Source organism: Halopseudomonas sabulinigri, from assembly GCF_900105255.1.
GTDB lineage: Bacteria > Pseudomonadota > Gammaproteobacteria > Pseudomonadales > Pseudomonadaceae > Halopseudomonas > Halopseudomonas sabulinigri.
Window position 1 is genome coordinate 2,129,368 of record NZ_LT629763.1, and the last position, 24,433, is coordinate 2,153,800.

The window sequence follows — 24,433 nt, forward strand, 5'->3', positions numbered from 1 at the left end:
GACTCTCCTTTGCTCCGCATCAGCCGCGCAGGCCGCCTTGCTGCTTGAGAAAATTATCCAGTAGTTCGTGGCCCTGATCCGAGAGAATGGACTCGGGATGAAACTGTACGCCCTCGATCATGAACTCGCGGTGCCGCACGCCCATGATCTCGTCCACATTGCCCTGTTCGTCCTGGGTCCAGGCCGTCAGCTCCAGACAGTCCGGCAGCGTCTCGCGGCTGATCACCAGCGAGTGGTAGCGGGTCACGGTCAGCGGGTTGTTCAGCCCGGCAAACACGCCCAGCCCCTCATGGTAGACCGGGCTGGTCTTGCCGTGCATGACCTGACGCGCGCGCACCACGTCACCGCCAAAGGCCTGGCCAATGCTCTGGTGCCCCAGGCAGATACCCAGAATCGGCAGTTTGCCGGCAAAGTGCTTGAGCACCGGCACCGACACGCCCGCTTCATTCGGCGTGCAGGGACCGGGCGACACTACGATGCGTTCAGGCTTCAGCGCTTCGATCTCGGCGACGCTCAGTTCGTCGTTGCGAATAACCTTTACATCAGCGCCCAGCTCGCCCAGGTACTGCACGACGTTGTAGGTAAAGGAGTCGTAGTTATCAATCATTAACAGCATGGTATTGCTCCTTTACCGGGCGGCTTGTTCAGCCAGAGCGATGGCACGAAACATGGCACGACGCTTGTTGATGGTTTCTTCCCACTCCAGCGCGGGTACCGAATCGGCAACAATGCCGGCCCCGGCCTGCACGTGCAGTTCGCCGTCCTTGATCACCGCGGTGCGAATGGCGATCGCGGTGTCCATGTTGCCGTTCCACGCCCAGTAGCCTACCGCGCCGCCGTAAACACCGCGTTTGACCGGCTCCAGCTCGTCAATGATCTCGATAGCGCGGATCTTGGGCGCGCCCGACAGGGTGCCGGCCGGCAATATGGCGCGCAGGGCGTCCATCGCATTCAGCTCTGACTTCAGATGGCCCTGCACATTGGAAACGATGTGCATGACGTTGGAATAACGCTCGATCACCATCTTCTCCGTCAGTTGCACCTTGCCAATCTCGGCAACGCGCCCCACATCGTTGCGGCCCAGGTCGATCAGCATCAGGTGTTCGGCGATCTCCTTGGCATCTGAGAGCAGGTCCTGCTCCAACGCTAGATCCTCTTCCTCGGTGGCGCCGCGTGGCCGCGTGCCGGCAATCGGCCGCACCGTGACTTCGCCCTCTTCCACCCGCACCAGTACCTCGGGCGAACTGCCGACCACGTGAAAGTCGCCAAAGTTGAAGAAATACATATAAGGCGTTGGATTCTGGCTGCGCAACGCGCGATACAGATCGATCGGCTCGGCCTTGAATCGCACGCTCATGCGCTGCGAGGGCACCACCTGCATGCAGTCGCCGGCCAGAATGTATTCCTTGACGGTCTCGACCGCGCGCTCGAAGTGCTCGCGGGTAAAGCTGGCGCGGTAGTCCAGATCGATGTCGACCGGCGCGTTCAAGTCCAGCAGCTTGCGCGGCTGCATGGGCTGGCGCAATTGTTCCAGCAACTGATCCAGACGCACATTGGCCTGGGCGTAGGCGTCGCTCTGCGCCGGGTCGGCCAGCACGATGGCGTGCAGCTTGCCGGCCAGATTGTCGAACACCACCACTTCATCAGACACCATCAACAGAATGTCCGGCGTGCCGAGCACATCGGGGTTAACGCTCTTGGCCAGCCGCGGCTCCACATAACGTACGCAGTCGTAACCAAAGTAGCCTACGAGGCCGCCATTGAAACGCGGCAGGCCCGGAATCGACGGCACCCGATATCGCGCCTTGAACTCCTCAACGAAGGCCAGCGGGTCGGCGCACTCATGACGCTCTTGCTCGATGCCGTCGATCAATACGCTGGCGGTGTGACCGTCGACGCGCAGCACGGTGCGCGCCGGCAGGCCGATGATCGAATAACGGCCCCACTTCTCGCCACCCTGCACCGATTCAAGCAGATAGGAAAAGGCACCGTCGGCCAACTTCAGATAGGTAGATAGCGGAGTTTCAAGGTCGGCCAGTACTTCGCGCACTACGGGTACGCGGTTGCAGTCCTGAGCGGCCAGGCGAAGAAATTCGTCTTGGGTCATGATCAGCCTCGTGGGCAAAAATTGTTGTCACACACAAACCAGGGGTGCCCGCGTATCACGCAGGCGAGCGCACATCAGACACGCCAACGCCAGCGGGCGAGCGCCTTGATAACTCTCATCAGTTTGCGGTTGCTGACAAACACGGCTGATCCATCTTGCAGAAGGGATAACGCAGCAAGACTATATGAGCGCATCGAGTGAATCAACCAGCAAGTCCGGGTTTTCCGCCGCGATGGGCTCGCCGTGGTTGTAGCCATAGCTTACCGCCACCACCGGCACGCCGGCGGCTCTGGCGGCCCTGATGTCGTTGCGCGAATCGCCAACAAACAGCGCCTGCGCCGCACTGACCTCCGCTTGCTGCATCACCCACAGCAACGCACCGGGATCGGGCTTCTGCATTGGCAAGGTGTCGCCGCCCACCAGCCAGTCAAAACTGTCCGCCATGCCCTTTTCCGCCAACAGGTCGGGTAAAAAGCGCTCAGGCTTATTGGTCACCAGAGCCAGCTTTACCCCCTCAGCGCGCAGAGCAGACAGCAACTCGGCCACACCCGGATAAACAGTGGTGCGTGAGTGATCGCCGGCGTAACAACGCAGAAAGTCCGCGAGCGCCGCTTCGGCTTCAGCGTCATCAACATTGGCGTGGTGCAGGCTACCGGCCAAAGCCCTGCGCACCAATACCGCCGCACCGTTGCCGACCCAGTCACGCACCCGCTCAACGCCGGCGGCTGGTTTGCCACGTAACGCCAGCATCTGATCTACCGCAGCGGCCAGATCCGGCACCGAATCCATCAGGGTGCCGTCCAGATCAAACATCACCAGGCGCGGCAACTCGCCGCCAAACAGTGTTCGCAACGCCGACATATTCAGCGAGCGACCTGCGCCAGTTCGCTGCGCATGCGGTAGATCACGTCTTTATAGTCCGGCGCGTTAAAGATGGCAGAACCAGCAACGAAGGTATCGGCGCCGGCTTCAGCGATCTCGCGGATGTTCTCAACGTTCACGCCGCCGTCGATTTCCAGGCGAATATCGCGGCCACTGGCATCAATCAGCGCACGTGCTTCACGCAGCTTGTCGAGTGTACCGGGGATGAACTTCTGCCCGCCAAAGCCGGGGTTAACGCTCATCAACAGCACCATATCGACCTTGTCCATCACGTACTTGAGCACATCAAGCGGAGTAGCCGGGTTGAATACCAGGCCAGCCTTGGCGCCGCCCTGCTTGATCAGCTGCAACGAGCGGTCGATATGCTGGGATGCTTCCGGGTGGAAGGTGATGTAGGACGCACCAGCCTCCAGAAAGTCGCCAATGATGCGGTCCACCGGACTGACCATCAGATGCACATCAATCGGCGCGGTGACGCCATATTTACGCAGTGCCGAGCACACCATCGGCCCGATGGTCAGGTTCGGCACGTAGTGATTATCCATTACGTCGAAGTGCACGATATCTGCACCGTCCGCCAGGACCTGATCGACTTCAGCGCCGAGGCGCGCGAAATCGGCGGACAGAATGGAAGGGGCAATGGCATAGTCTTGCATGGCAAACCTCAGCGACAACAAGGGTAGGAAATGCCCGCCAGTTTACCGCAAGCGTGCCGTGGCTGCGCTGTTATACTCGAATCAACGCCACCAAAGGACCTAGCTGAATGCGAGCCTTGCTGTTGCTTATCGCACTCTCCCTGCCACTGTGCAGTCAGGCGCAGACACCCGAAACCGAGGAAGCGGCGGCAGACGCAACCCCCACTGCGCAGGATGGCAAACGCGCCGAATCCCCCTCGCGCAACGCACTGTATCAGCAGGCACTGGAGCGCCGACTGCCGACCGAAGAGCAGCGCCAACTGGACTTCCATGGAGAATCGCAACTGGGCTTGTATCTGCCAGCCGCGCGGCCAGAGGCGCTCGGCGGCGTGTTGCTGATCGCCGGCCCCGGCGAGCATGCTGACTGGCCCGAATTGATCGGCCCGGCACGCCGCCGGCTGAGCGACGCTGGCTGGAACACCCTGTCCATCAGCCTGCCGGATGCCCCTTTGCCAGCGTCCGTCGCCCCAGCGCCCGAGGCCGACGCGGATGCCGTGGATGCGGAAGCTAGCGATGAGCCGGAAGATCCGCTGCTCGCCGCCGACAACCAGCCCGATCAGCCGCCTGCCACGGCCGTCGCCAGCGCAGAGAGCTCCGCCGACTATGCCACCCGCTGCATGCAGCTGATCCAGGCGGCCTGGCAGGTACTGGCCGCTGAAAACAACGAGCACATCACGCTGATCACCCGCGCGGACGCCGGTTACTGGGCGCTACGCGCAGCCAGCCCACCCGCGAGCCAGCAACCACCGCACGCGGTGATCCTGTTCAAGCCGCGGGACCCCGCGATCGAGGGGCAACCGAGCCTGAACCTGTTACTGGAAGAATGGGACAAGCCGTTGCTTGAGCTGCTGGCCGCCGGCAGCCCGCAAGGGGCGATTCAGGCCCGCGAGCACCAGCGTATTGCACGCCGCGCGGGACACAACCTTTATCAGCAGTGGGATATCGATTACCTGCAAAACTCGGTGCTGGCCGACGACATGCTGCAAAAACGTCTGCAGGGCTGGCTGGAGCGCCGCCTGCTGAACCAGCCCAGCGAGATTGGCGCCTCAACGGAAGCCGCGGTGGCGCCTTAGTGTTTCGTAAGCGTCCTGAATGCGGCGAATCTGCTCACCGGCGCCAGACAGCCCCGGCTCACCCACGCCGCGCGCAATCATCTTGTCTGGATGGTGCTTGCTCAGCTGGCGACGATAGGCGCGCTTGATCTGTTCAGGGGTGGCATCCAGCTCCACCTTGAGCAGCGCCGCAGCCTGATGCAGACGATCCTGACTGGCTACCGGGGAGCGCGCCGCGGTGCGCTCACTGCGCTGATGTTTCTGGTGCATGCGCTGCTGTTCCGCGCGCCCCACTCCCGCCTTGTTTGACCAGGCATCCAGCAGGCTGCGCGCTTCCGCGCTCAATTGACCTGTCAGCAGCGCCATACGCCAACAGCAGTCCAGCAGCTCGGCGGAACGCCCGGGCTCGCGGCGGCAAAAGCGCTGCACCAGCCGGGTCAGCTCGGTGCCCGCGAGCTTGCCGGCATTGAAATCATGCATCGCCTTCAGGCGCGCGGGCTCATCCAGCCGGTATTGCTGCATCAGGTCGCGGGCCAGCTGCAAATGCCCCTGGGTCACCCGACCATTGGCGCGGGCCAGCCGCCCCATGCAGAGAAACAATACGCGCTCGAACCTTGAACTCCCACCGCGCAACTCGGCAAGTTTGCTTGAAAGATCGCGCCATCGCCGCAACCGCCAATGCCGATCCAGGGCATGCCCCAGTACGGCGCCCACCAGCGCACCCGGCACACCGCCACCCAAGCCGCCAAACACGGCGCCCAGCACCGTTACCGGCCACAGCATGGGTTAGCCCTCCACCAGCCGCTCGGCTTCCGCCAAGCGCTCGGGGGTGCCGACATCTATCCAGGCACCGGCAAAGTGCTCACCACTGACCCGCCCCTGATCCGCCGCCGCGCGCAGCAAGGGCGCCAGCTTGAATGCGCCTGGGGGCTGCTCTGCCAGCAGCGCCGGATGCAGCACCGCGATGCCGCTGTAAGTTAAGCCGGGGGCATCCGCGGACGGATTGCGGACCAGGCCGTCGCCCAAGGTAAAGTCACCGCCAGGATTGTGTGGTGGGTTGTCAATCAGCACCAGATGCGCCAGCTTGCCGGCCGGCAATGCCAGTCCGGCAAAATCAAAGCTCGTGCGGATATCACCATTTACCAGGATAAAGGGCGCCTCGCCGAGCAGGGGGAGCGCCTGGCGAATCCCCCCGCCAGTTTCCAGCGGCGCGCTTTCCCGTGACCATTGAATACGTACGCCAAGTTCGCTGCCATCTGCAAAATGACGTTCCAGCTGCTCACCCAGCCAGGCGTGATTGATTACCAGATCCTGCACACCCGCGCTGGCCAGTGCCTCAATGTGCCATTGGATAAGCGGTTTGCCCGCGACCGGCAGCAACGGCTTGGGGGTGCGCAGCGTTAGCGGTCGCATACGTTCGCCCTTGCCGGCAGCCAGAATCATGGCTTTCATACCGCCATCTCCAGACTGTCGAGCAGGCGCTGCAGCGGTTGCAGGCGTGCATCTTGTTCGCAGGCATCGCGCAGGTAGCGGATGAAGCGTGGCGCATCCTGCAGGTAATGCGGCTTGCCGTCCCGGTGACAAATGCGCGCAAAGATGCCCAGCACCTTGAGGTGACGCTGCACGCCCATCAGTCGGGCCTGCGCCATGAAGGTGCCAACGTCAGCGGGCACCGGCACACCGGCCGCGCGCGCGCGCTGCCGATAGCGCTCCAGCCAGGCACTGCGCTCGGCGGCAGGCCAGCTGAAGAAGGCATCGGCAAACAGCGAGGTAGCGTCATAACTGACCGGCCCATAAAGCGCGTCCTGAAAGTCCAGCACACCGGGCTCGCCGTCGGCAGTCATCAGATTCCTGGGCATGTAATCGCGATGCACATAGACCTGCGCTTCGCCCAGATTGCTGTCCAGCAGCAACGCCTGCAACGCTTGCCAGTCGGCTTGCTCCGCCGCGGTGAGCGCCCGGCCACGCTCGTGCGCTACGTACCAATCAGGGAACAAGTCGAGCTCACGGCGCAACACGGCTTCGTCATAGGCTGGCAGCACACCCGGCTGGCTGGCCAACTGCCAGCGAATCAGGCTATCGATTGCCGCACTGAACATCCGGTCCAACTGCTCGGCGCAGATACCACCGGCCTGAATGCTTTGCAGGTAGGTCTGGCTGCCCATGTCTTCGAGCAGCAGAAAGCCTTGCTCCAGGTCACAGGCCAGAATGCGCGGCACCCGCACCCCGGCATCCTGCAGCAGGCCGGCGATACGCACAAAGGGCTCGCTGTTTTCGTGTGCCGGCGGTGCATCCATGATGATCAGGCTGCGCGGCCCAGCCTGCCAGCGAAAATAGCGGCGAAAACTGGCATCGGCACTGGCCGGTGACAACTCCCCCTCGACCACCGGGCCCCAGCCCATCTGCGCAAACCCCTGCTGCAAGGCCGCGGGCAACCAATTGTGCAATTGCGTCGTTCTTGAATCCATTTAGGCTCTTTCTCGTTGTCGCCGGCCAGCCACTCGACACTTGGGCCGCGAATCGGTCACTGTTTTTCTATCGAGTCACCCTGGCTGCCTGTCGTTCCGCAGACCGGGGACTTTTTCCGCGCTTTCCTAGCTCTGGCAGCGCCCTATGCTTTATTATCCGGTATCTTGCTGGTTAGACACAGCATGCAGATTGCTATCTCCTCGCACAAGGCGTCGCGAGCACGCACCGACTGGAAGCCCGGATAATTACATAATGGCCTACCGAACTCCTCCGTTTCGTTCTTCGTTCCCCATGTTGCTGGCCAGCTCTCTGCTGCTGGCACAGCCGATCAGCGCCTTTGCTGCCAATCAGGTGCAATGTCGCGCCAGCGGCACCAGCTGGAGCTGCGAACCCGTGCAAGCCCGTGGCGAATTGCCGCCTAGGCCGCCACAACCCCGCCCGCTGCCGGCCCCGGTCAGCGACGCGCCTGTCGGCATCACTGCGCCTGCGGCCGCCGCTGGGGTCGCCGCAGCGGCTACCCAGGCCGCACCGCGCAACGATTTCAGTCGTCTCGACTGGGTGCCCCGTGAGCAGTTGACCGCCGAACAACAGGCAGCCATCGCGCCTTACTGCGGCGGCACTTACGTCGAGCCCGCGCGCAGCGGCCGGGACGATGAAACCCCGTTTGACGAGTTGCCGGTTTATGCTTCCGCCGACTCCAGCCGTTTTGAGCAAGGCAGTCAGACCGGCGTACTTGAGGGCGACGTACTGTTGCGCCAGGGTCGCCTGCAAGCGCGGTCCGACCAGGCCAGCTTTGACCAGGCCAACAGCAGCGCGCGCCTTGAAGGCAACGTTCAGCTGCGTGACCAGGGCGTTCTGGTCCTGGGCGACACGGCGAGCATGCGCATAGATAACGGCGAAACCCGCATCGACAACGTCGAATACGTGGTACATGCCGCCCGTGCCAGAGGCACCGCAGACAAGCTGATGCGCCGCGATGACGCCGTTATCGTCATGACTGACGGCAGCTACACCACCTGCGAGCCTGGCGAAAACACCTGGTCCCTGCACAGCAAAGACATCGAACTGGACCGCGAAAAAGGCTGGGGTGAAGCCAAGCACGTGACCCTCAAGGTCAAGGACGTGCCGGTTTTCTACTCACCCTATCTGTATTTCCCGCTGGATGACCGCCGCCAGACCGGCCTGCTGACCCCGTCGATCAGCCACTCCACGGACAACGGCACCGAGATCGAAACGCCCTATTACATCAATATCGCGCCCGATTACGACGCCACTCTGTATCCGCGCTACCTCTCCGAACGGGGCATGCAGCTCGAAGGTGAGTTCCGTTACCTCAAGCCGGACAACGAGGGCAAACTGTCCGCTGCCTATCTGAACGACACCAAGTACGATGAGAACCGTTGGTTGTACGGCTGGCAGCACAAGGGCGGCCTGAGCAGCCGCTGGAGCACCGAGGTCGACTACACCGACATCAGTGATCCCTTCTACTTCCAGGATCTGAACTCGGCCCTTGATGTGCGCAGCGATACCTATGTGGATCAGCGCGCCGCCGCAACCTATCGCGGCGACGGCTGGCGCTTCCAGGCCGCCGTCCACGACTACGAGCTGGCCACCATTACCTCGCTTACCCCCTACGAGCGACTGCCGCAATTGCGCCTCGACGGGGCAGACTGGCTGGGCGATAGCGGCCTGCGCTTTGGTTACAAGGCGGAATACACCTACTTCGACCGCGACCTGAGCAGCGGCTTCATCACCGGCCAAGACGGCGTTCAGTTCGACAGTCAGGGCAACCCCATTCTAACCCCGGATGAAAACCTGATCGGTCTGCAGCGCGCGACCGGTCACCGCGTCAGCGTCAGCCCCAGTCTGAGTTACCCGTGGCGTAACAACTGGGCCTTCGTAACGCCCAGCGTGCGCACCCAGACGACCTACTACGACCTGGACTTCGACGCTCGCGCCGACGGCTTTGACTACGGCGACGCCAACAACACACCGTCCAGCACCATTCCAGTGGCCAGCCTCGACGGCGGCTTGTATTTCGACCGCCAGACCAGCTGGTTCGGCAACAGTCTGCGTCAGACCCTGGAGCCGCGAGCGTTTTATCTGTATGCGCCCTATGAAAACCAGGACGATCAACCGCTGTTTGACACCAACGAGAACACCTTCAGCTATAACTCGCTGTTCCGTGATGACCGTTTCAGTGGCAACGACCGCGTGGGTGATGCCAACCAGCTGTCGCTGGGCGTAACCAGCCGCGCCCTGGAGAACGATGGCACCGAGCGCGCCCGCGGCAGCTTTGGCCAGGTGTTCTACTTCCGCGACCGCGAGGTACAGCTGCTGGAAGCTGATGGTACTGCGCCCGAGGCTGACACCTCCTCGTCTTCGGCTTACGCCGCCGAGGTCATGTACCAGGTCAGCGACGCCTGGCGCCTGAACGCAGACGTGCTTTGGGACCCGGATGACAGTGGCAGCGACGCCGGTAGCGTGATGGCCAATTACCAGCCCGAGCCGCGCAAGATACTCAACATGGGCTACCGCTATCGCAACAACATCAACACCTTCAATGCGCTGACCGGCACCTTTGACCGCGATGTCGATCAACGTATCGACCAGTCGGACCTGTCGTTCATGTGGCCACTAAACCCACAGTGGAGCCTAATCGGTCGCTGGCAGCACGACTTTGCCGAGGATCGAACCCTCGAAGCATTCGGTGGTCTTGAGTACGACAGCTGCTGCTGGAAATTGCGTGTCGTCAACCGGTATTGGGTTGACTACAACGAGTTTGAATCGGTCGCCCAGGACGAAACCAATCGCGGGATCTTCCTGCAGATTGTGCTCAAGGGCCTTGGCAGTGTGACCGGCAATGACGTCGACAGCCTGCTCGACGATGGAATCCCAGGTTATAGAGAGCGTGAAGATAATGCATTGTAAGTTTATACCGGCCATTTTCAGCCTGTGCGCAGCCATGCTGTTGGGCTCTGCCGCGCAGGCCGCCGTCGTGCCACTGGACCGGGTAGCCGCCATCGTCGACAACGACGTGGTGATGGTCAGCCAGGTCAACGAGCGTATGCAGGCCGTGCGTCAGCAGTTGCGCCAGAACGGCACCGAGCTGCCGCCGGAAGACCAGTTGCAGTCTCAGGTACTTGACCGCCTGGTGCTGGAAAGTATCCAGTTGCAGATGGGTGAACGGGCCGGCATCCGCATTGACGACGCCGCCCTGAACCAGGCCATGCAGCAAATCGCCGCCCGTAACAACGTTACTCTGGAGCAGTTTCGCGCCGCGCTGGAACGCGATGGCATCAGCTACAATCAGGCCCGCGAGCAGATTCGCCGCGAGATGATCATCAACCGGGTGCGTCAGCGCCGCGTGCGCGACACCATTCAGGTTACCGATCAGGAAGTGCGCAACTTCCTCAACTCCGAGGTTGGCCGCTATCAGACTTCCGCCGACTTTCGCTTGGCCATGATAGTGCTGCCGCTCTCGGAAAGTGCCAGCCAAAGCGAAGTTGAAAAGGTCGCCAAGGCCGCTGGCGACATCTACCAGCAGCTGCAGAACGGCGCGGACTTCAACACCCTGGCTGCCAGCCGCTCGGCCGGCGATACCGCCCTGGAAGGCGGCGAACTTGGCTGGCGCAAGGCTGCTCAGCTGCCTGGCCCCTTTGCCAATGCAGTAGGTCAACTGGAGATCGGCGGCGTGACCCAGCCAATGCGTTCACCAGCCGGCTTCCACATCCTCAAGCTGCTGGAGAAGCGCGGCGGCGAGGGCCAGCTGGTGACCGAATACCAGGTGCGCCACATCCTTATCAAGCCCAGCGAGATTCGCTCCGAGGGCGAGGCCGCACAACTCAGCCAGCGCCTGTATGACCGTATTGCCAAGGGCGAGTCCTTTGCCGAGCTGGCCAAGGCCTATTCGGAAGACCCGGGCAGCGCGCTCAATGGTGGCAGCCTCAACTGGGTGACCGCGGACAGCCTGGCGCCGGAGTTTGCCGAGGTCATGACCAGCATTCCAGAGAACCAGGTCTCGGTACCCTTCCAGAGCCAGTATGGCTGGCACATCCTGCAGGTCACCGACGAGCGTGAGGTCGACATGACCGACGAGATGCGCGAACAGCAGGCCATCAACCTGATCCAGAGCCGCAAGTACGAAGAAGAGCTACAGAGCTGGCTGTTGAAAATCCGCGACGAAGCCTACGTCGAGACCAAGATCTAGTGAGCGTACCCTGCCTTGCGATAACCGCCGGTGAGCCGGCGGGTATCGGTCCTGACCTGTGCATACAGATTGCCCAACACCCCAGCGCTGCCCAGCGCGTGGTCATTGCCGACCCCGAGCTACTGCACTGCCGGGCAAGGCAACTGGGCTTGCCGCTGGAGCTGCTGCCCTACGACCCTGACGCCATTGCTGCGCCGCAGGCCGCCGGCCAGTTGAGCATCCTCCCGGTACCCCTGGCTGCCGTGTGCCAAGCCGGCCAGCTGGATGCCCGCAACGCAGCCTATGTGCTGAAAACCCTGCGTCTGGCAGGCGAAGGCTGCCTGAGCGGGCGCTTTGCCGCGGTGGTCACGGCACCAGTGCACAAGGGCATCATCAATGATGCGGGCGTTCCCTTCTCCGGTCACACCGAGTTCTTTGCCGAGCAGACGGCTACCGAGCAGGTGGTCATGATGCTCGCCTGCCCAGGTCTGCGGGTTGCTCTGGCCACCACGCACCTACCGCTGCGGGCGGTTGCCGACAGCATTACCGCACCCTTACTCAAGCGGGTCATCCGCATCCTGCAGGCCGACCTGATCAGCAAGTTTGGCATTGCTCGCCCGCGCATCCTGGTCTGCGGCCTTAATCCGCACGCCGGCGAAGACGGCCATCTTGGCCGCGAAGAGCTGGACATCATCATCCCTGCCTTGGACGCACTGCGCGCCGAGGGCATCGAGCTGATCGGCCCGCTGCCAGCAGACACACTCTTTACCGCCAAACACCTCGACCAGGCTGATGCGGTGCTCGCCATGTACCACGACCAGGGTTTGCCCGTGCTCAAACACAAAGGGTTTGGCCAAGCGGTGAATATTACTCTGGGCATGCCGATCATCCGTACCTCGGTCGACCACGGTACCGCACTCGACCTGGCCGGCAGCGGCCTGGCCGATGCGGGCAGCCTGAGGGTGGCAATAGATACCGCAGAGCAGATGATCGCCGCTCGGAGAAACGCATGAATCAGTTTCCGCAACACAAGGCGCGCAAGCGCTTCGGCCAGAACTTCCTGCACGACGCCGGGGTCATTGATCGCATCATTCGCTCCGTCGCGCCGCACGAAGGCGATCGCATGGTCGAGATTGGCCCAGGCCAGGGCGCCATTACCTCGGGCCTGCTGGCCAGCGGTGCGCAGCTGGACGTGGTTGAGCTGGATCATGACCTGCATCCGATTCTGATGGGCCAGTTTGGCTTCAACGAGCGCTTCCGCCTGCACAAGGGGGACGCTCTGAAGTTCAACTTCAGTCAATTGGCCGAAGACGGCCGCAAGCTGCGCGTCGTCGGCAACCTGCCCTACAACATTTCCACGCCGCTGATGTTTCACTTGCTCGCGCAATCGCATTGCATTGCCGACATGCACTTCATGCTGCAGAAAGAGGTGGTCCAGCGCCTGGCTGCCACCGCCGGGATGAACCACTACGGCCGTCTTGGCATCATGGTGCAGTACCACTGCGCCGTCGAGCACCTGTTCGACGTGGGCTCCGGCGCGTTCAAGCCCGCCCCCAAGGTCGATTCGGCCATTGTCCGCCTGACTCCGCACAGCTCCCTGCCGCACCCGGCCGATGACGTGAAGATCCTCGAAAACATCGTGCGCGAAGCCTTCAACCAGCGCCGCAAGACCCTGCGCAATACGCTCAAGCCGCTGCTCAGCGCCGAGCAGATCGAAGCTGAAGGGCTGGACCCGAGCATCAGGCCAGAACAGGTAGACCTGGCCGGCTTCGTGCGCCTGGCCAACCACCTCGCGCGACAGGAGCACGCCGCCTCATGAGCAACGCAGCAACTTACGCCATCGCGGTCAGCGTGCAAACCCGCTACCTGCGCGAGCAGTCTGACCCAGCCGCCCAGCGCTTCGCCTTTGCCTACACCATCACCATCGCCAACCAGGGTAGTCTGCCAGCGCAACTGCTAAGCCGGCACTGGCTGATCACCGATGGCAACAACAAGGTGCAGGACGTTCAGGGCCCGGGCGTGGTCGGCGAGCAGCCGGTGATCGCTCCCGGCGCCAGCCACACCTATACCAGCGGTTGCCTGCTGGACACACCGGTTGGCACCATGGAAGGCAGTTACGATATGCGCGCCAGCGATGGGCACGCCTTCAGCGCCAGCATCGAGCGCTTCCGCCTGGCCAAACCCAACGCTCTGAACTGAATAGATACCGGTATGACGACTTACGCTGTTGGCGATATTCAAGGCTGTCTCAAGCCACTCAAATGCCTGCTGGCCGAGGTCGACTTCAACCCCTCGCGGGACGTGCTCTGGTCGGTCGGCGACATGGTCAACCGGGGCCCTGATTCGCTCGACACGCTGCGTTACCTGAACAGCCTCGACAACGCCTGCGTCGCTGTACTCGGCAACCACGACCTGCACCTGCTGGCGGCAGCACATGACAGCCGTCGCCTGCGCAAGTCCGACACGCTGAAAAGCCTGCTGAAGGCGGATGACCGCAAGAAACTATTGGAAAGCCTTCGCCAGCGGCCGCTGGCGCATTATGACGAGCAACTTGGCTACGTCATGAGTCATGCAGGAATTCCCCCGATCTGGAGCGTCAAACAGACGCTCGCACTGGCTGGCGAGGTGGAGACCGTGCTGCGTTCGGACAAACGCCTGCCGGGCTTTCTTGATGAGATGTACGGCAACGAACCAGCGCGCTGGAAAGACAGCCTCAAGGGGATGGCGCGGCTACGCGCCATTACCAACTATCTGACGCGCATGCGCTTCTGCAAACCCGATGGTACCCTGGACCTCAAGTCCAAGGAGGGCCTGGAAACTACGCCCAAGGGCTATGCCCCCTGGTTTCGCTATCCCCGCCAGGACGCCAAGACTCAGGTGGTGTTCGGGCACTGGGCTGCACTGGAAGGCCGCACCGGTACCCAGGGTGTGCATGCGCTGGACACCGGATGCGTCTGGGGTGGGCGCATGACACTGATGAACCTCGACAACCAGGAACTGCATTACTGCGACTGTTCCCACTAAGCCCTCCGCGGAGCCCACAGCCATGAGCGACTTTCAACGCATTGACCCCATTCAGGCCAGCGAGCTACTGCAGGGCGGTGCGCAGTTGGCTGACATCCGCGACCCGCAGAGTTATCAGCTGGGCCACATTCCCGGCGCCGTGCGACTGGATAACGACAACCTCGCACAGTTTGTGGCAACGGCAGACAAACAGACCCCTCTGCTGGTGTGCTGCTATCACGGCAACTCCAGCCAGCCCGCAGCAGCTTACCTGGCCAGCCTGGGCTTTGCCGCCGTATACAGTCTGGATGGCGGCTTCGAGCTATGGCGCCAGCAGTTTCCCGAACAGATCAGCCACGACTAAATCCGCAACAAAAAAAACTCCGTTTTATCTTTCCCTGCACCGCGGTATGCATCTATCCTGAATTCAGGAGTTTCACAAAGAGCAAGTCGGTCTGCCGGCTTCCGATAACGACGGGAGCCTGCCGGATCCGTCGTCCGGCCAGCCACACTGGTCGCCCGGTGCCTCCGACAGACTCCCCGACCATGCCCGTCTTTGCGTTTTGGGGGAATCACGCATCAGGATATGCCGTCGCCCGGTAAAGCGCGTCAGGCGGGCTGTTGCCCGGAAGTCCCAGACCTCATCCCTGGTAACAGCGAGGTCGCGTCATGAGCATATTCAGTCATTTCCAGAACCGCTTCGAAGCCACCCGACAAGAAGAATACAGCCTTCAGGAATACCTGGAGCTCTGCAAGACAGACCCCACTGCCTACGCCTCTGCCGCCGAACGCCTGTTGATGGCCATCGGCAAACCCGAGCTGATCGACACCTCACTTGACCCGCGTCACTCGCGCATCTTTTCCAACAAGATCATCAAGCGTTACCCGGCCTTTGCCGATTTCCACGGTATGGAAGACGCCATTGAGCACATCGTCTCCTTCTTCCGCCACGCCGCGCAGGGCCTGGAAGAACGCAAGCAGATTCTCTATCTGCTCGGCCCGGTGGGCGGCGGCAAGTCCTCGCTGGCGGAGAAACTCAAGTCGCTGATGCAGCAAGTGCCCTTCTACGCGATCAAGGGCTCGCCGGTATTCGAGTCTCCACTGGGGCTGTTCAACGCCGAGGAAGACGGCGACATTCTGGAGGAAGACTTCGGGATTCCCCGGCGCTACATCAACAGCATCATTTCCCCCTGGGCGGTCAAACGGCTGCACGAATTCAATGGCGACATTTCCCAGTTCCGGGTGGTCAAGCTCTACCCCTCGATACTGCAGCAAGTGGCCGTGGCCAAGACCGAACCGGGCGATGAGAACAACCAGGACATCTCATCACTGGTCGGCAAGGTGGATATTCGCAAGCTGGAAGAATTCCCGCAGAACGACCCCGACGCCTACAGCTACTCGGGCGGCCTGTGCCGCGCCAACCAAGGCCTGCTTGAGTTCGTCGAGATGTTCAAGGCACCAATCAAGGTCCTGCATCCGCTACTGACCGCTACCCAGGAGGGCAATTACAACAGCACCGAGGGCATGGGCGCGATCCCATTCAACGGCGTGATTCTGGCGCACTCCAACGAGTCTGAATGGCATAGTTTCCGCAACAACAAGAACAACGAAGCCTTCATCGACCGTATCTACATCGTCAAGGTGCCCTACTGCCTGCGCGTCAGCGACGAAATTCAGATTTACGGCAAGCTGCTCAGCAACAGTTCGCTGGCTAACGCGCACTGCGCGCCAGACACGCTGAAAATGCTGGCCCAGTTCACTACCCTGTCGCGCCTCAAGGAGCCGGAGAACTCCAACCTCTACTCCAAGATGCGCATCTACGATGGCGAAAATCTCAAAGATACCGACCCCAAGGCCAAGTCGATTCAGGAGTACCGCGACTCGGCCGGCGTAGACGAGGGTATGAATGGGCTGTCTACCCGCTTCGCCTTCAAGATTCTCTCCAAGGTGTTCAACTTCGATACCACCGAGGTCGCCGCCAACCCGGTGCACCTGCTGTACGTGCTGGAGCAGCAGATCGAGCAGGAACAGTTCCCCAGCGAGGTGAGCGATCGCTACCTGCGTTTCCTCAAGGAATATCTCGCCCCGCGCTACGTCGAGTTCATCGGCAAGGAAATCCAGACCGCTTACCTGGAGTCCTACAGCGAGTATGGGCAGAACATCTTCGACCGCTACGTGCTTTACGCCGACTTCTGGATTCAGGATCAGGAATACCGCGATCCGGAAACCGGCGAAATTCTCAACCGCGCCTCACTCAACGAGGAGTTGGAAAAGATCGAGAAGCCGGCCGGCATCAGCAATCCCAAGGATTTCCGCAACGAGATCGTCAACTTCGTGCTGCGCGCTCGTGCGCAGAACAACGGCAAGAACCCAAGCTGGCTGTCCTATGAAAAGCTGCGCGTGGTGATTGAGAAGAAGATGTTCTCCAACACCGAAGACCTGCTACCGGTCATCAGCTTCAACGCCAAAGCGTCCAACGAAGACCAGAAAAAACACAACGACTTTGTCACCAGGATGGTCGAGCGCGGCTATACCGAAAAACAGGTGCGCCTGCTCTCGGAATGGTACTTGCGCGTACGCAAAGCCCAGTAGCGGCTGAGCAGCACACGCCGCAAGCGTCACGCGGCGAGCAGCGCGGCGCCGCCCAAGACTGAGTGCGGCGCCGCAAAGCAGCACAGCCGGCCTCAAGTTTGCAGCTTATAGCTTGTGGCTGGCCCGGAGGGCCTTGAATGAGCTACGTGATTGACCGACGTTTGAATGGCAAGAACAAGAGCACCGTAAACCGGCAGCGGTTTCTGCGGCGCTACAAATCACACATTAAAAAGGCCGTTGAGGACGCTGTCGGCCGGCGCTCCATCACCGATATCGAGCATGGCGAAAACATCAGCATCCCCGGCCGCGACATCGACGAGCCGATTTTTCATCATGGCCAGGGCGGCCGTCAGACCCAGGTTCACCCCGGCAACCGGGAGTTCTCCACCGGTGACCGTTTTGCCCGCCCCCAGGGCGGCGGTGGTGGCGCCGGCGGCAGCCAGGCCGGTGACAGTGGCGAGGGTATGGATGAGTTCGTCTTCCAGATTACCCAGGACGAGTTCCTCGATTTCATGTTCGAAGACCTCGCCCTGCCCAACCTGATCAAGCGCCAGCTCACTGGCACCGACACCTTCAAGCCGGTGCGCGCCGGCGTCAGCCAGCAGGGCAACCCCTCACGTATCAACATAGTGCGCTCAATGCGCGCCGCCCATGCGCGGCGCATTGCCCTGAGTGGCAGCAGTCGCAAGCGCCTGCGCGCAGCGCGCGAAGAACTGGAAGCCTTGCGCCGCGATCAGCCGGACGACCTGATCGCCATCCAGCGCCTGCAGGAAGAAATTTCGGTGCTGCGCACCAAGGTGGAACGCATCCCCTTTCTCGATACCTTCGACCTGCGCTACAACCTGATCGTCAAGCAGCCCAACCCCTCGTCCAAGGCGGTAATGTTCTGCCTGATGGACGTCTCCGGCTCCATGACCCAGGCCACCAAGGACCTGGCCAAACGCTTCTATATCCTGCTGTACCTGTTTCTACGGCGAAACTACGAGCGCATCGAGGTGGTGTTTATCCGCCATCACACCAGCGCCAAGGAGGTCGAGGAGGAGGAATTTTTCTACTCGCGCGAGACCGGCGGCACCATCGTATCCAGCGCCCTACGCCTGATGCAGCAGATCATCGAAGAGCGCTACCCAGTCAACGAGTGGAATCTGTACTGCGCCCAGGCCTCTGACGGCGACAACTGGAATGACGATTCACCGATCTGCCGCGATCTGCTGGTCAACAAGATCATGCCGGCGATGCAGTACTACTGTTACGTAGAGATCACCCCGCGCGAGCACCAAACCCTGTGGCAGGAGTATGAGGCGGTGGCCGAGCAGTTTGCCGACAGCTTCGCCCAGCAACAGATCGTTGATGCCGGCGACATTTACCCGGTATTTCGCCAGCTGTTCCAGAAGAGGATGGCCACATGACCCGGAACCCTATATCCACCGGCTCGGAGTGGACCTTCGAGTTGATTCGCGAATACGACCAGGAGATCAGCCGCATCGCCCACGAGGTGTATGGGCTGGACACTTACCCTAACCAGATCGAAGTCATCACCGCTGAACAGATGATGGATGCCTACGCCTCCGTCGGCATGCCGCTGGGCTACCACCACTGGTCTTACGGCAAGCACTTTCTGGCCACCGAGAAAGGCTACAAGCGCGGGCAGATGGGGCTGGCCTACGAGATCGTGATCAACTCCGACCCCTGCATCGCCTACCTGATGGAAGAAAACACCATGACCATGCAGGCGTTGGTGATCGCGCACGCGTGCTATGGCCACAACTCCTTCTTCAAGGGCAATTACCTGTTCCGCAGCTGGACCGACGCCGGCGCCATCATCGATTATCTGGTGTTCGCCAAGCAGTACATCAACGAATGCGAAGAACGCTACGGCATCGACGCGGTGGAAGACCTGCTCGACTCCTGCCATGCACTGATGAACTACGGCGTCGACCGTTACAAGCGCCCCTACCCGATCTCCGCCGCCGAAGAGAGACAGCGGCAGCAGGAGCGCGAGGAGCATCTGCAGCGCCAGGTAAACGAGCTGTGGAAGACCATCCCGGTCAACCACGACCCTCACGACAGCGACGAGCCCAGCCATCGCTACCCCGGCGAGCCGCAGGAGAACCTGCTCTACTTTATCGAGAAGAACGCGCCCCTGCTCGAGCCCTGGCAGCGCGAGGTAGTGCGCATCGTGCGCAAGATCGCGCAGTACTTCTATCCGCAGCGCCAGACCCAGGTGATGAATGAAGGCTGGGCCACCTTTTGGCATTACACCCTGCTCAATCATCTGTACGACGAAGGCCGGGTAACCGACGGCTTCATCATGGAGTTTCTGCAGTCACACACCAGCGTGGTCCATCAGCCGCCGTTCGACAGCAACTGGTACAGCGGCATCAACCCCTATGCCCTAGGCTTTGCCATGATGCAGGATATTCGCCGCATTTGTGAGCACCCAACCGAGGAGGATCGCCGCTGGTTTCCCGACATTGCCGGCAGCGATTGGCTGGAAACCATCAAATTTGCCATGCGCACTTTCAAGGACGAGAGCTTTATCCTGCAGTACCTGTCACCCAAGGTAATCCGCGACTTCAAGCTTTTTGCCATCGTCGATGACGAGACCGATGACCACCTTGAGGTCTCTGCCATCCACGACGACAGCGGTTACCGCGCCGTGCGCGAACTGCTGGCGGCGCAATACAACCTCGGCAACCGCGAACCCAACATCCAGGTCTGGTCGGTGGATCGCCGTGGCGACCGTTCCATCATCCTCAGACACCAGCGCCACCAGGGCAAACCCTTGGGCAAGTCGACCGATGAAATGCTCAAGCACCTGCATCGGCTATGGGGCTTCGACGTACACCTGGAAAGCCGCGACGGTGAGCTGCTGATCAGCGAAGCGCACATACCGCCGCGCCCGCAACCGGAAGAAGAGCGGCTACCGCGGTTTGATTTGAATATACCGCCCATCTGAGAGCGGCAAGCTGGCCGTGCGCATACGACGCTATCTGATCAGGTAGGGTTCGGGGGTTTATAGCTTGTAGCTCGCGGCTTGCGGCTTGCGGCCAACACCGGCAAGCTTGCAGCTCCACAGATCACAGCTTGATGCCCGAGGTTTCATGTCCCCCACATACTCCACCTACCTGGTCGGCGGCGCCGTACGCGATCAGTTGCTCGGCCGCGAGGTAACCGAGCGCGACTGGGTGGTGGTGGGCGCCACACCGGAGATCCTGCTGCAGGAAGGTTTTCAGCCCGTCGGGCAGGACTTCCCCGTTTTCATCAACCCGCTAAACGGTGAGGAATACGCCCTCGCGCGCACCGAGCGCAAGAGCGGCCAGGGCTATGGCGGTTTCACCTTCCACACCAGCCCGGACGTTACGCTGGAACAGGACCTGATTCGCCGCGACCTTACAGTCAACGCCATGGCACTCGGCTCCGATGGCCGTGTGATAGATCCTTACGGCGGCCAGCAGGATCTGGCACAACGCGTGTTGCGCCATGTTTCGCCCGCCTTTGCCGAAGACCCGCTACGCGTACTGCGCGTCGCCCGGTTCGCCGCGCGCTACGCCGAGCTTGGCTTCCAGGTGGCGCCAGAAACCCTTGCACTGATGCGTCAGCTCGCGCATTCCGGGGAGTTGAAAACGCTCACGCCCGAGCGCAGCTGGAAGGAAATCAGTCGCGCACTGATGGAACCCAACCCCGAGGTATTCATTCAGGTCCTGCGTGACTGCGGTGCGCTGGCTGAACTGCTGCCGGAAGTAGACGCCCTGTTCGGCGTCCCCCAGCCGCCAGCGCACCATCCGGAAATCGACACCGGTGTACACGTGTTGCAAGTGCTGCAGATAGCGGCACGCGAGCAGCTACCGCTGCCGGCGCGCTGGGCCTGTCTGCTGCATGATCTGGGAAAGGGACTAACGCCTGAGCAGGATTGGCCAAAACACCACAGCCACGAGCATAAAGGCATCAAGGCCGTGAAGGCGGTCAATCAACGCTGCAAGGCACCCAGGGACTGCCAGGAGCTGGCGCTGCTGTGTTGCGAGTACCACACCCATTGCCACCGCGCCCTGGAGCTACGACCCCAGACGCTTATCAAGTTGTTCAAGGCGCTGGATATTTACCGCCGGAGCGAGCGTTTTGAACTCTTCCTCGCGGTGTGCCGTGCCGACGCCCAGGGCCGTACCGGGCGCGAGCACAGTGACTACCCCCAGGCGGAGTATCTTCGCGGCGCGGCGCAAGCCGCACGTGAGGTCGCTATCGGGCCACTACTGGAACGCGGGCTCAGTGGGGCAGAATTGGGCAAGGCGTTGGAGCAGCAGCGTCAGCAAGCATTGGCTGATTACAAGGCGGCGCGCGACTGAGCAGCCAGCAGCAGTGCATCCGGAGTCAACACGCGGTCATGCCAGACAAAGGCCACCGGCCAGAGCTGCTGCGCACCCTGCCAGGCAGCCCAGTGCTGTGCACAGGTCCGCTCGGTACCCGGCAGGATCACCTCTGGCGCCAGCAAGGCCAGCGGCCAGAGGACGAAGGCATTGCGCAGAATTTCCGCACGCGGCAACTGCAGCCCGGCGTGTACACCGGTCAGTTCACCGTAAGTGAGAATATCGATATCCAGCGTGATGCGTCCGGGCACTTTCGCCTCCCGCCGCCCGCACGCCGCTTCGATGGCCTTTAACGCGGCGTTGAGATCTGTCAGCGACAGCCGGGTATCCAGCACCGCCACCAGATTGTAAAAGCGCTTGCCGAGCATACCAACCGCGTCACTCTCGAATACTGGCGAGACCTGCAGGTTACTGCCCAGCTCGTTCAGCGCATCCAGACCGCGCTGCAGGTGGTAGTCCCGCGCCGCATTACTGCCAAGGCCCAGATAGACGCGATTCACGACGGCAGAACCCCACGTTCGATGACTACACCGACACCGCCGGCTGCCTGCTTGACCGCTGTCGGCTTGGTTACTCGCAGACGTAGCCAGGGAATATGGAACTCCTTGCGCAACTGGGCAGCCAGCTGCTCGGCCAGCGTCTCGACCAGCAAAAAGGCGCTAGCCTCAACAAAGTTGATGATGTATTCGCTGATGGCGGCATAGTTCAGGGTCGCGGCAAGATCCTCATCCGCGGCCGCAGGGCGTATATCCCAGGCCATGTCGAGATCAAAAATCAACGGTTGACGGAGGGTGCGCTCCCAGTCGTAAACACCGATCACCGCATCCGTGGTTAACCCTTTGATAAAAACCTGATCCACTCGAAGCTCCAGTGTCGACTACAATCGTCATTTTCGTTTAGGTCAGCGTCATGCCCGCCAACCTGCTGCTCTGGTCCTGCATCGCCTATCTGCTTGGCTCGGTCTCTTTCGCCGTGCTGATCAGCCGCTTGCGGCACCTGCCCGACCCACGCCAGCTCGGCTCGCGCAATCCAGGTGCCAGCAACATGCTACGCCTGGGCAATCGCTCCCTGGCGCTGGCGACCCTGCTGGGCGACCTGAGCAAAGGTGCCCTGGCCGTGGCGCTGGCCTGGCGCGCCGGCTTGCCGCTGGCAGAACAGGGCTGGGTTGGCCTGGCTGCGGTGTGCGGCCATGTGCTGCCGATCTTTCATCGCCTGCAGGGCGGCAAGGGTGTCGCTACCGCCGCCGGCGTCATGCTGGTACTGGCTTGGCCGGCGGCGCTGCTGGCTGCCCTCATCTGGCTGGCCACTTTCTACTGGCAACGTATGGCCTCGCTGGCCTCGTTGCTGGCGAGCCTGTCGTTGCTCCCGTGGCTCGCCTGGCAGGCACCCACGCTGTTATTACCGGTGAGCCTGATGGTGGGACTGATACTGCTGCGTCATCGCGTCAATATCGGCCGCCTGCTCAATGGTCAGGAAAACCGCTTCAAGCCTTGAGCTGCAGTGGTGGCAACTGATCCATCGGCCAGCGCGCACGCGCCTCGATACCCGATACATCTTGCTGCCCGGCCAGCAGTCGCTGACAGCCAGCGTAGGCAATCATGGCGCCATTGTCCGTACAGAACGCCGGACGCGCGTAAAACACCTCACCGTTCAGACCGGCGGTCATCTTTTCCAGACTCGATCGCAAACGCTGGTTGGCGCTCACCCCGCCGGCAATTACCAGCCGCTTGAGGCCAGTCTGTTTGAGTGCCCTGCGACACTTGATGGTCAACGTCTCAACCACCGCTGTTTCAAAACCCAGCGCCAGATCAGCCTGCACCTGCGCGCTCACCTCACCGGCGCTGCTGCACTGCTGCCAGGCATTGAGCACTGAGGTTTTCAAGCCACTGAAGCTGAACTCCAGCCCAGGGCGATCGGTCATCGGCCGGGGAAAAACAAAGGCACCCGGGATGCCGCTCTCCGCCAGCCGAGCGATTTCCGGGCCACCCGGATACGGCAGCCCCATGAGCTTGGCGGTCTTGTCGAAGGCTTCACCAGCCGCATCGTCCAGTGACTCGCCTAGCAACTGGTATTCGCCAATACCATCGACGCGTACCAGTTGCGTGTGACCGCCGGACACCAGCAAGGCGACAAAGGGAAATTGGGGAGGCGCTTCTTCTAGCATGGGCGCAAGCAAGTGGCCTTCCATATGATGCACGCCCAACGCCGGCACGTCCCAGGCAAAGGCCAGCGCGCGCGCGCAGGCGCCACCCACCAACAGCGCACCCACCAGCCCCGGACCCGCGGTATAGGCCACGCCATCGACCTCACCCGGTTGCAACCCGGCCCGCTCAAACACTTCGCGCATCAGCGGCACCAGGCGCTTGACGTGATCTCGTGAGGCAAGCTCCGGCACCACACCACCATATACCCGATGCAGGTCAATCTGGCTGAACAGCGCGTCCGCCAGCAGTCCCCGCTCGCTGTCGTACAGCGCGACGCCGGTTTCATCACAGGAGGTTTCAATACCCAAAACGCGCATGCTTTACCTTGAGTCGTCGGTTGCTAAAGAAAGTCGCATTACTGCAATAAGTCGCGCATCATAATCAGCCCCGCGCCCACAGGCCAGTTTTTTACCTTTATGGGCGTCATAGGCTTTGCTTTTTACTGAGGGAGGCGGTAACATCCGCGTCCCTTGAAATGCAATCGCCGCAGGCAATATCGCCTCCGGCTACGACTACAACGTTTGAGAAAGGTACGAAATGCCTAACGTCAAAGTTAAAGAGAACGAACCCTTCGACGTGGCCCTGCGTCGTTTCAAACGCTCCTGCGAAAAAGCAGGCGTTCTGGCTGAAGTGCGCCGTCGTGAGTTTTATGAAAAGCCCACCACCGAGCGCAAGCGCAAGGCTGCTGCCGCTGTTAAGCGTCACGCCAAGAAGATCCAACGCGAACAGCGTCGTCGCGAACGTCTGTACTGAGTTCCGACCCTCAGCTCTGTAGGGCCTGATCACAGGCCCAAGAAGCATTGCCTTCTCTGGCATCCTGCGGAGCTGAAGAACATCAGAAGCACGCACTTTTCCGGCCTTCCATTTACGGAACGG

At 61.4% G+C, this 24,433-nt stretch carries 24 protein-coding genes; 14 read left to right on the top strand and 10 right to left on the bottom strand.

Translation table 11 applies throughout. The annotated features are described in order from the left end of the window. Positions 1–19: 19 nt before the first annotated feature. The 4 genes from BLU26_RS09575 to rpe all read right to left on the bottom strand — a co-directional run bounded on the left by BLU26_RS09575 (position 20) and on the right by rpe (position 3,645). Positions 20–616, bottom strand: a complete 597-nt coding sequence (locus BLU26_RS09575; RefSeq protein WP_092286074.1) for an aminodeoxychorismate/anthranilate synthase component II — start codon at positions 614–616, stop codon at positions 20–22. Between the two features lie 12 nt (positions 617–628). After that, a complete protein-coding gene (gene trpE / locus BLU26_RS09580) occupies positions 629–2,107 on the bottom strand; it encodes an anthranilate synthase component I (protein WP_092286076.1) in 1,479 nt (492 codons plus the stop codon). A 180-nt stretch (positions 2,108–2,287) separates the two neighbouring features. After that, on the bottom strand, positions 2,288–2,968 hold the full coding sequence (locus BLU26_RS09585; protein ID WP_092286078.1) for a phosphoglycolate phosphatase: 681 nt from the start codon (positions 2,966–2,968) through the stop codon (positions 2,288–2,290). A gap of 2 nt (positions 2,969–2,970) precedes the next feature. Next, positions 2,971–3,645: a ribulose-phosphate 3-epimerase gene (gene rpe / locus BLU26_RS09590; RefSeq protein ID WP_092286080.1), complete on the bottom strand. Its 675-nt coding sequence runs from the start codon at positions 3,643–3,645 to the stop codon at positions 2,971–2,973. A gap of 107 nt (positions 3,646–3,752) precedes the next feature. Here rpe and BLU26_RS09595 point away from each other — a divergent pair, with 107 nt between their 5' ends. After that, positions 3,753–4,757 (top strand): DUF3530 family protein, encoded by a 1,005-nt coding sequence (locus BLU26_RS09595; protein WP_092286082.1) that lies wholly within the window; start codon positions 3,753–3,755, stop codon positions 4,755–4,757. Here the strand turns inward: BLU26_RS09595 and BLU26_RS09600 are convergent. The 3 genes from BLU26_RS09600 to BLU26_RS09610 are packed head-to-tail and all read right to left on the bottom strand — an operon-like array spanning position 4,731 to position 7,204. After that, on the bottom strand, positions 4,731–5,519 hold the full coding sequence (locus tag BLU26_RS09600; protein ID WP_092286084.1) for a DnaJ domain-containing protein: 789 nt from the start codon (positions 5,517–5,519) through the stop codon (positions 4,731–4,733). The genes BLU26_RS09595 and BLU26_RS09600 overlap by 27 nt on opposite strands. Before the next feature lie 3 nt (positions 5,520–5,522). Beyond that, positions 5,523–6,188 carry an N-acetylmuramate alpha-1-phosphate uridylyltransferase MurU gene (murU, locus tag BLU26_RS09605; protein ID WP_092286086.1) on the bottom strand — a complete coding sequence of 222 codons (666 nt, stop codon included), beginning with the start codon at positions 6,186–6,188 and terminating at the stop codon, positions 5,523–5,525. Next, positions 6,185–7,204, bottom strand: a complete 1,020-nt coding sequence (locus BLU26_RS09610) for an aminoglycoside phosphotransferase family protein (RefSeq protein ID WP_092286088.1) — start codon at positions 7,202–7,204, stop codon at positions 6,185–6,187. Before BLU26_RS09610 ends, murU begins: the two co-directional genes overlap by 4 nt. 253 nt (positions 7,205–7,457) lie before the next feature. Here BLU26_RS09610 and BLU26_RS09615 point away from each other — a divergent pair, with 253 nt between their 5' ends. The 11 genes from BLU26_RS09615 (at position 7,458) to BLU26_RS09665 (ending at position 21,332) form a co-directional block, all read left to right on the top strand. After that, positions 7,458–10,136 (top strand): LPS-assembly protein LptD, encoded by a 2,679-nt coding sequence (locus tag BLU26_RS09615; RefSeq protein WP_092286090.1) that lies wholly within the window; start codon positions 7,458–7,460, stop codon positions 10,134–10,136. Beyond that, entirely contained in the window at positions 10,126–11,415 is a 1,290-nt protein-coding gene (locus BLU26_RS09620; protein ID WP_092286092.1) for a peptidylprolyl isomerase, read from the top strand. Before BLU26_RS09615 ends, BLU26_RS09620 begins: the two co-directional genes overlap by 11 nt. Continuing rightward, positions 11,415–12,407 (top strand): 4-hydroxythreonine-4-phosphate dehydrogenase PdxA, encoded by a 993-nt coding sequence (pdxA, locus tag BLU26_RS09625; RefSeq protein WP_092286094.1) that lies wholly within the window; start codon positions 11,415–11,417, stop codon positions 12,405–12,407. The genes BLU26_RS09620 and pdxA overlap by 1 nt, the downstream gene beginning before the upstream one ends. Next, on the top strand, positions 12,404–13,213 hold the full coding sequence (gene rsmA / locus BLU26_RS09630; RefSeq protein WP_092286096.1) for a 16S rRNA (adenine(1518)-N(6)/adenine(1519)-N(6))-dimethyltransferase RsmA: 810 nt from the start codon (positions 12,404–12,406) through the stop codon (positions 13,211–13,213). Before pdxA ends, rsmA begins: the two co-directional genes overlap by 4 nt. Beyond that, positions 13,210–13,593, top strand: a complete 384-nt coding sequence (apaG, locus tag BLU26_RS09635) for a Co2+/Mg2+ efflux protein ApaG (RefSeq protein ID WP_092286098.1) — start codon at positions 13,210–13,212, stop codon at positions 13,591–13,593. The genes rsmA and apaG overlap by 4 nt, the downstream gene beginning before the upstream one ends. A gap of 12 nt (positions 13,594–13,605) precedes the next feature. Then, positions 13,606–14,418, top strand: coding sequence for a symmetrical bis(5'-nucleosyl)-tetraphosphatase (locus BLU26_RS09640; RefSeq protein WP_092286100.1), 813 nt, complete (start codon positions 13,606–13,608; stop codon positions 14,416–14,418). A gap of 22 nt (positions 14,419–14,440) precedes the next feature. Further along, positions 14,441–14,761, top strand: a complete 321-nt coding sequence (glpE, locus tag BLU26_RS09645; RefSeq protein WP_092286102.1) for a thiosulfate sulfurtransferase GlpE — start codon at positions 14,441–14,443, stop codon at positions 14,759–14,761. 305 nt (positions 14,762–15,066) lie between these two features. After that, entirely contained in the window at positions 15,067–16,989 is a 1,923-nt protein-coding gene (locus BLU26_RS09650) for a PrkA family serine protein kinase (RefSeq protein WP_092286104.1), read from the top strand. 137 nt (positions 16,990–17,126) lie between these two features. Further along, positions 17,127–18,398: a YeaH/YhbH family protein gene (locus BLU26_RS09655; protein ID WP_092286106.1), complete on the top strand. Its 1,272-nt coding sequence runs from the start codon at positions 17,127–17,129 to the stop codon at positions 18,396–18,398. Continuing rightward, a complete protein-coding gene (locus BLU26_RS09660) occupies positions 18,395–19,948 on the top strand; it encodes a SpoVR family protein (RefSeq protein WP_092286108.1) in 1,554 nt (517 codons plus the stop codon). The genes BLU26_RS09655 and BLU26_RS09660 overlap by 4 nt, the downstream gene beginning before the upstream one ends. A gap of 145 nt (positions 19,949–20,093) precedes the next feature. Further along, positions 20,094–21,332 carry a multifunctional CCA addition/repair protein gene (locus tag BLU26_RS09665; RefSeq protein ID WP_092286110.1) on the top strand — a complete coding sequence of 413 codons (1,239 nt, stop codon included), beginning with the start codon at positions 20,094–20,096 and terminating at the stop codon, positions 21,330–21,332. Here BLU26_RS09665 and folK read toward each other — a convergent pair. After that, positions 21,311–21,853 carry a 2-amino-4-hydroxy-6-hydroxymethyldihydropteridine diphosphokinase gene (gene folK / locus BLU26_RS09670; RefSeq protein WP_092286112.1) on the bottom strand — a complete coding sequence of 181 codons (543 nt, stop codon included), beginning with the start codon at positions 21,851–21,853 and terminating at the stop codon, positions 21,311–21,313. The two genes, BLU26_RS09665 and folK, sit on opposite strands and share 22 nt — an antisense overlap. Continuing rightward, positions 21,850–22,212 (bottom strand): dihydroneopterin aldolase, encoded by a 363-nt coding sequence (folB, locus tag BLU26_RS09675; RefSeq protein WP_092286114.1) that lies wholly within the window; start codon positions 22,210–22,212, stop codon positions 21,850–21,852. Before folB ends, folK begins: the two co-directional genes overlap by 4 nt. 50 nt (positions 22,213–22,262) lie before the next feature. Here folB and plsY point away from each other — a divergent pair, with 50 nt between their 5' ends. Further along, the gene (gene plsY, locus BLU26_RS09680) at positions 22,263–22,847 is read left to right on the top strand and encodes a glycerol-3-phosphate 1-O-acyltransferase PlsY (protein WP_092286116.1); all 585 of its coding nucleotides are present in this window, start codon (positions 22,263–22,265) and stop codon (positions 22,845–22,847) included. On the opposite strand, the gene tsaD is transcribed toward plsY, so the two are convergent. Further along, entirely contained in the window at positions 22,837–23,874 is a 1,038-nt protein-coding gene (gene tsaD / locus BLU26_RS09685; protein ID WP_092286118.1) for a tRNA (adenosine(37)-N6)-threonylcarbamoyltransferase complex transferase subunit TsaD, read from the bottom strand. The genes plsY and tsaD overlap by 11 nt on opposite strands. Positions 23,875–24,094: 220 nt before the next feature. On the opposite strand from tsaD, the gene rpsU reads away from it, so the two are divergent. Next, positions 24,095–24,310, top strand: a complete 216-nt coding sequence (rpsU, locus tag BLU26_RS09690) for a 30S ribosomal protein S21 (RefSeq protein ID WP_092286121.1) — start codon at positions 24,095–24,097, stop codon at positions 24,308–24,310. Positions 24,311–24,433: the final 123 nt, after the last annotated feature.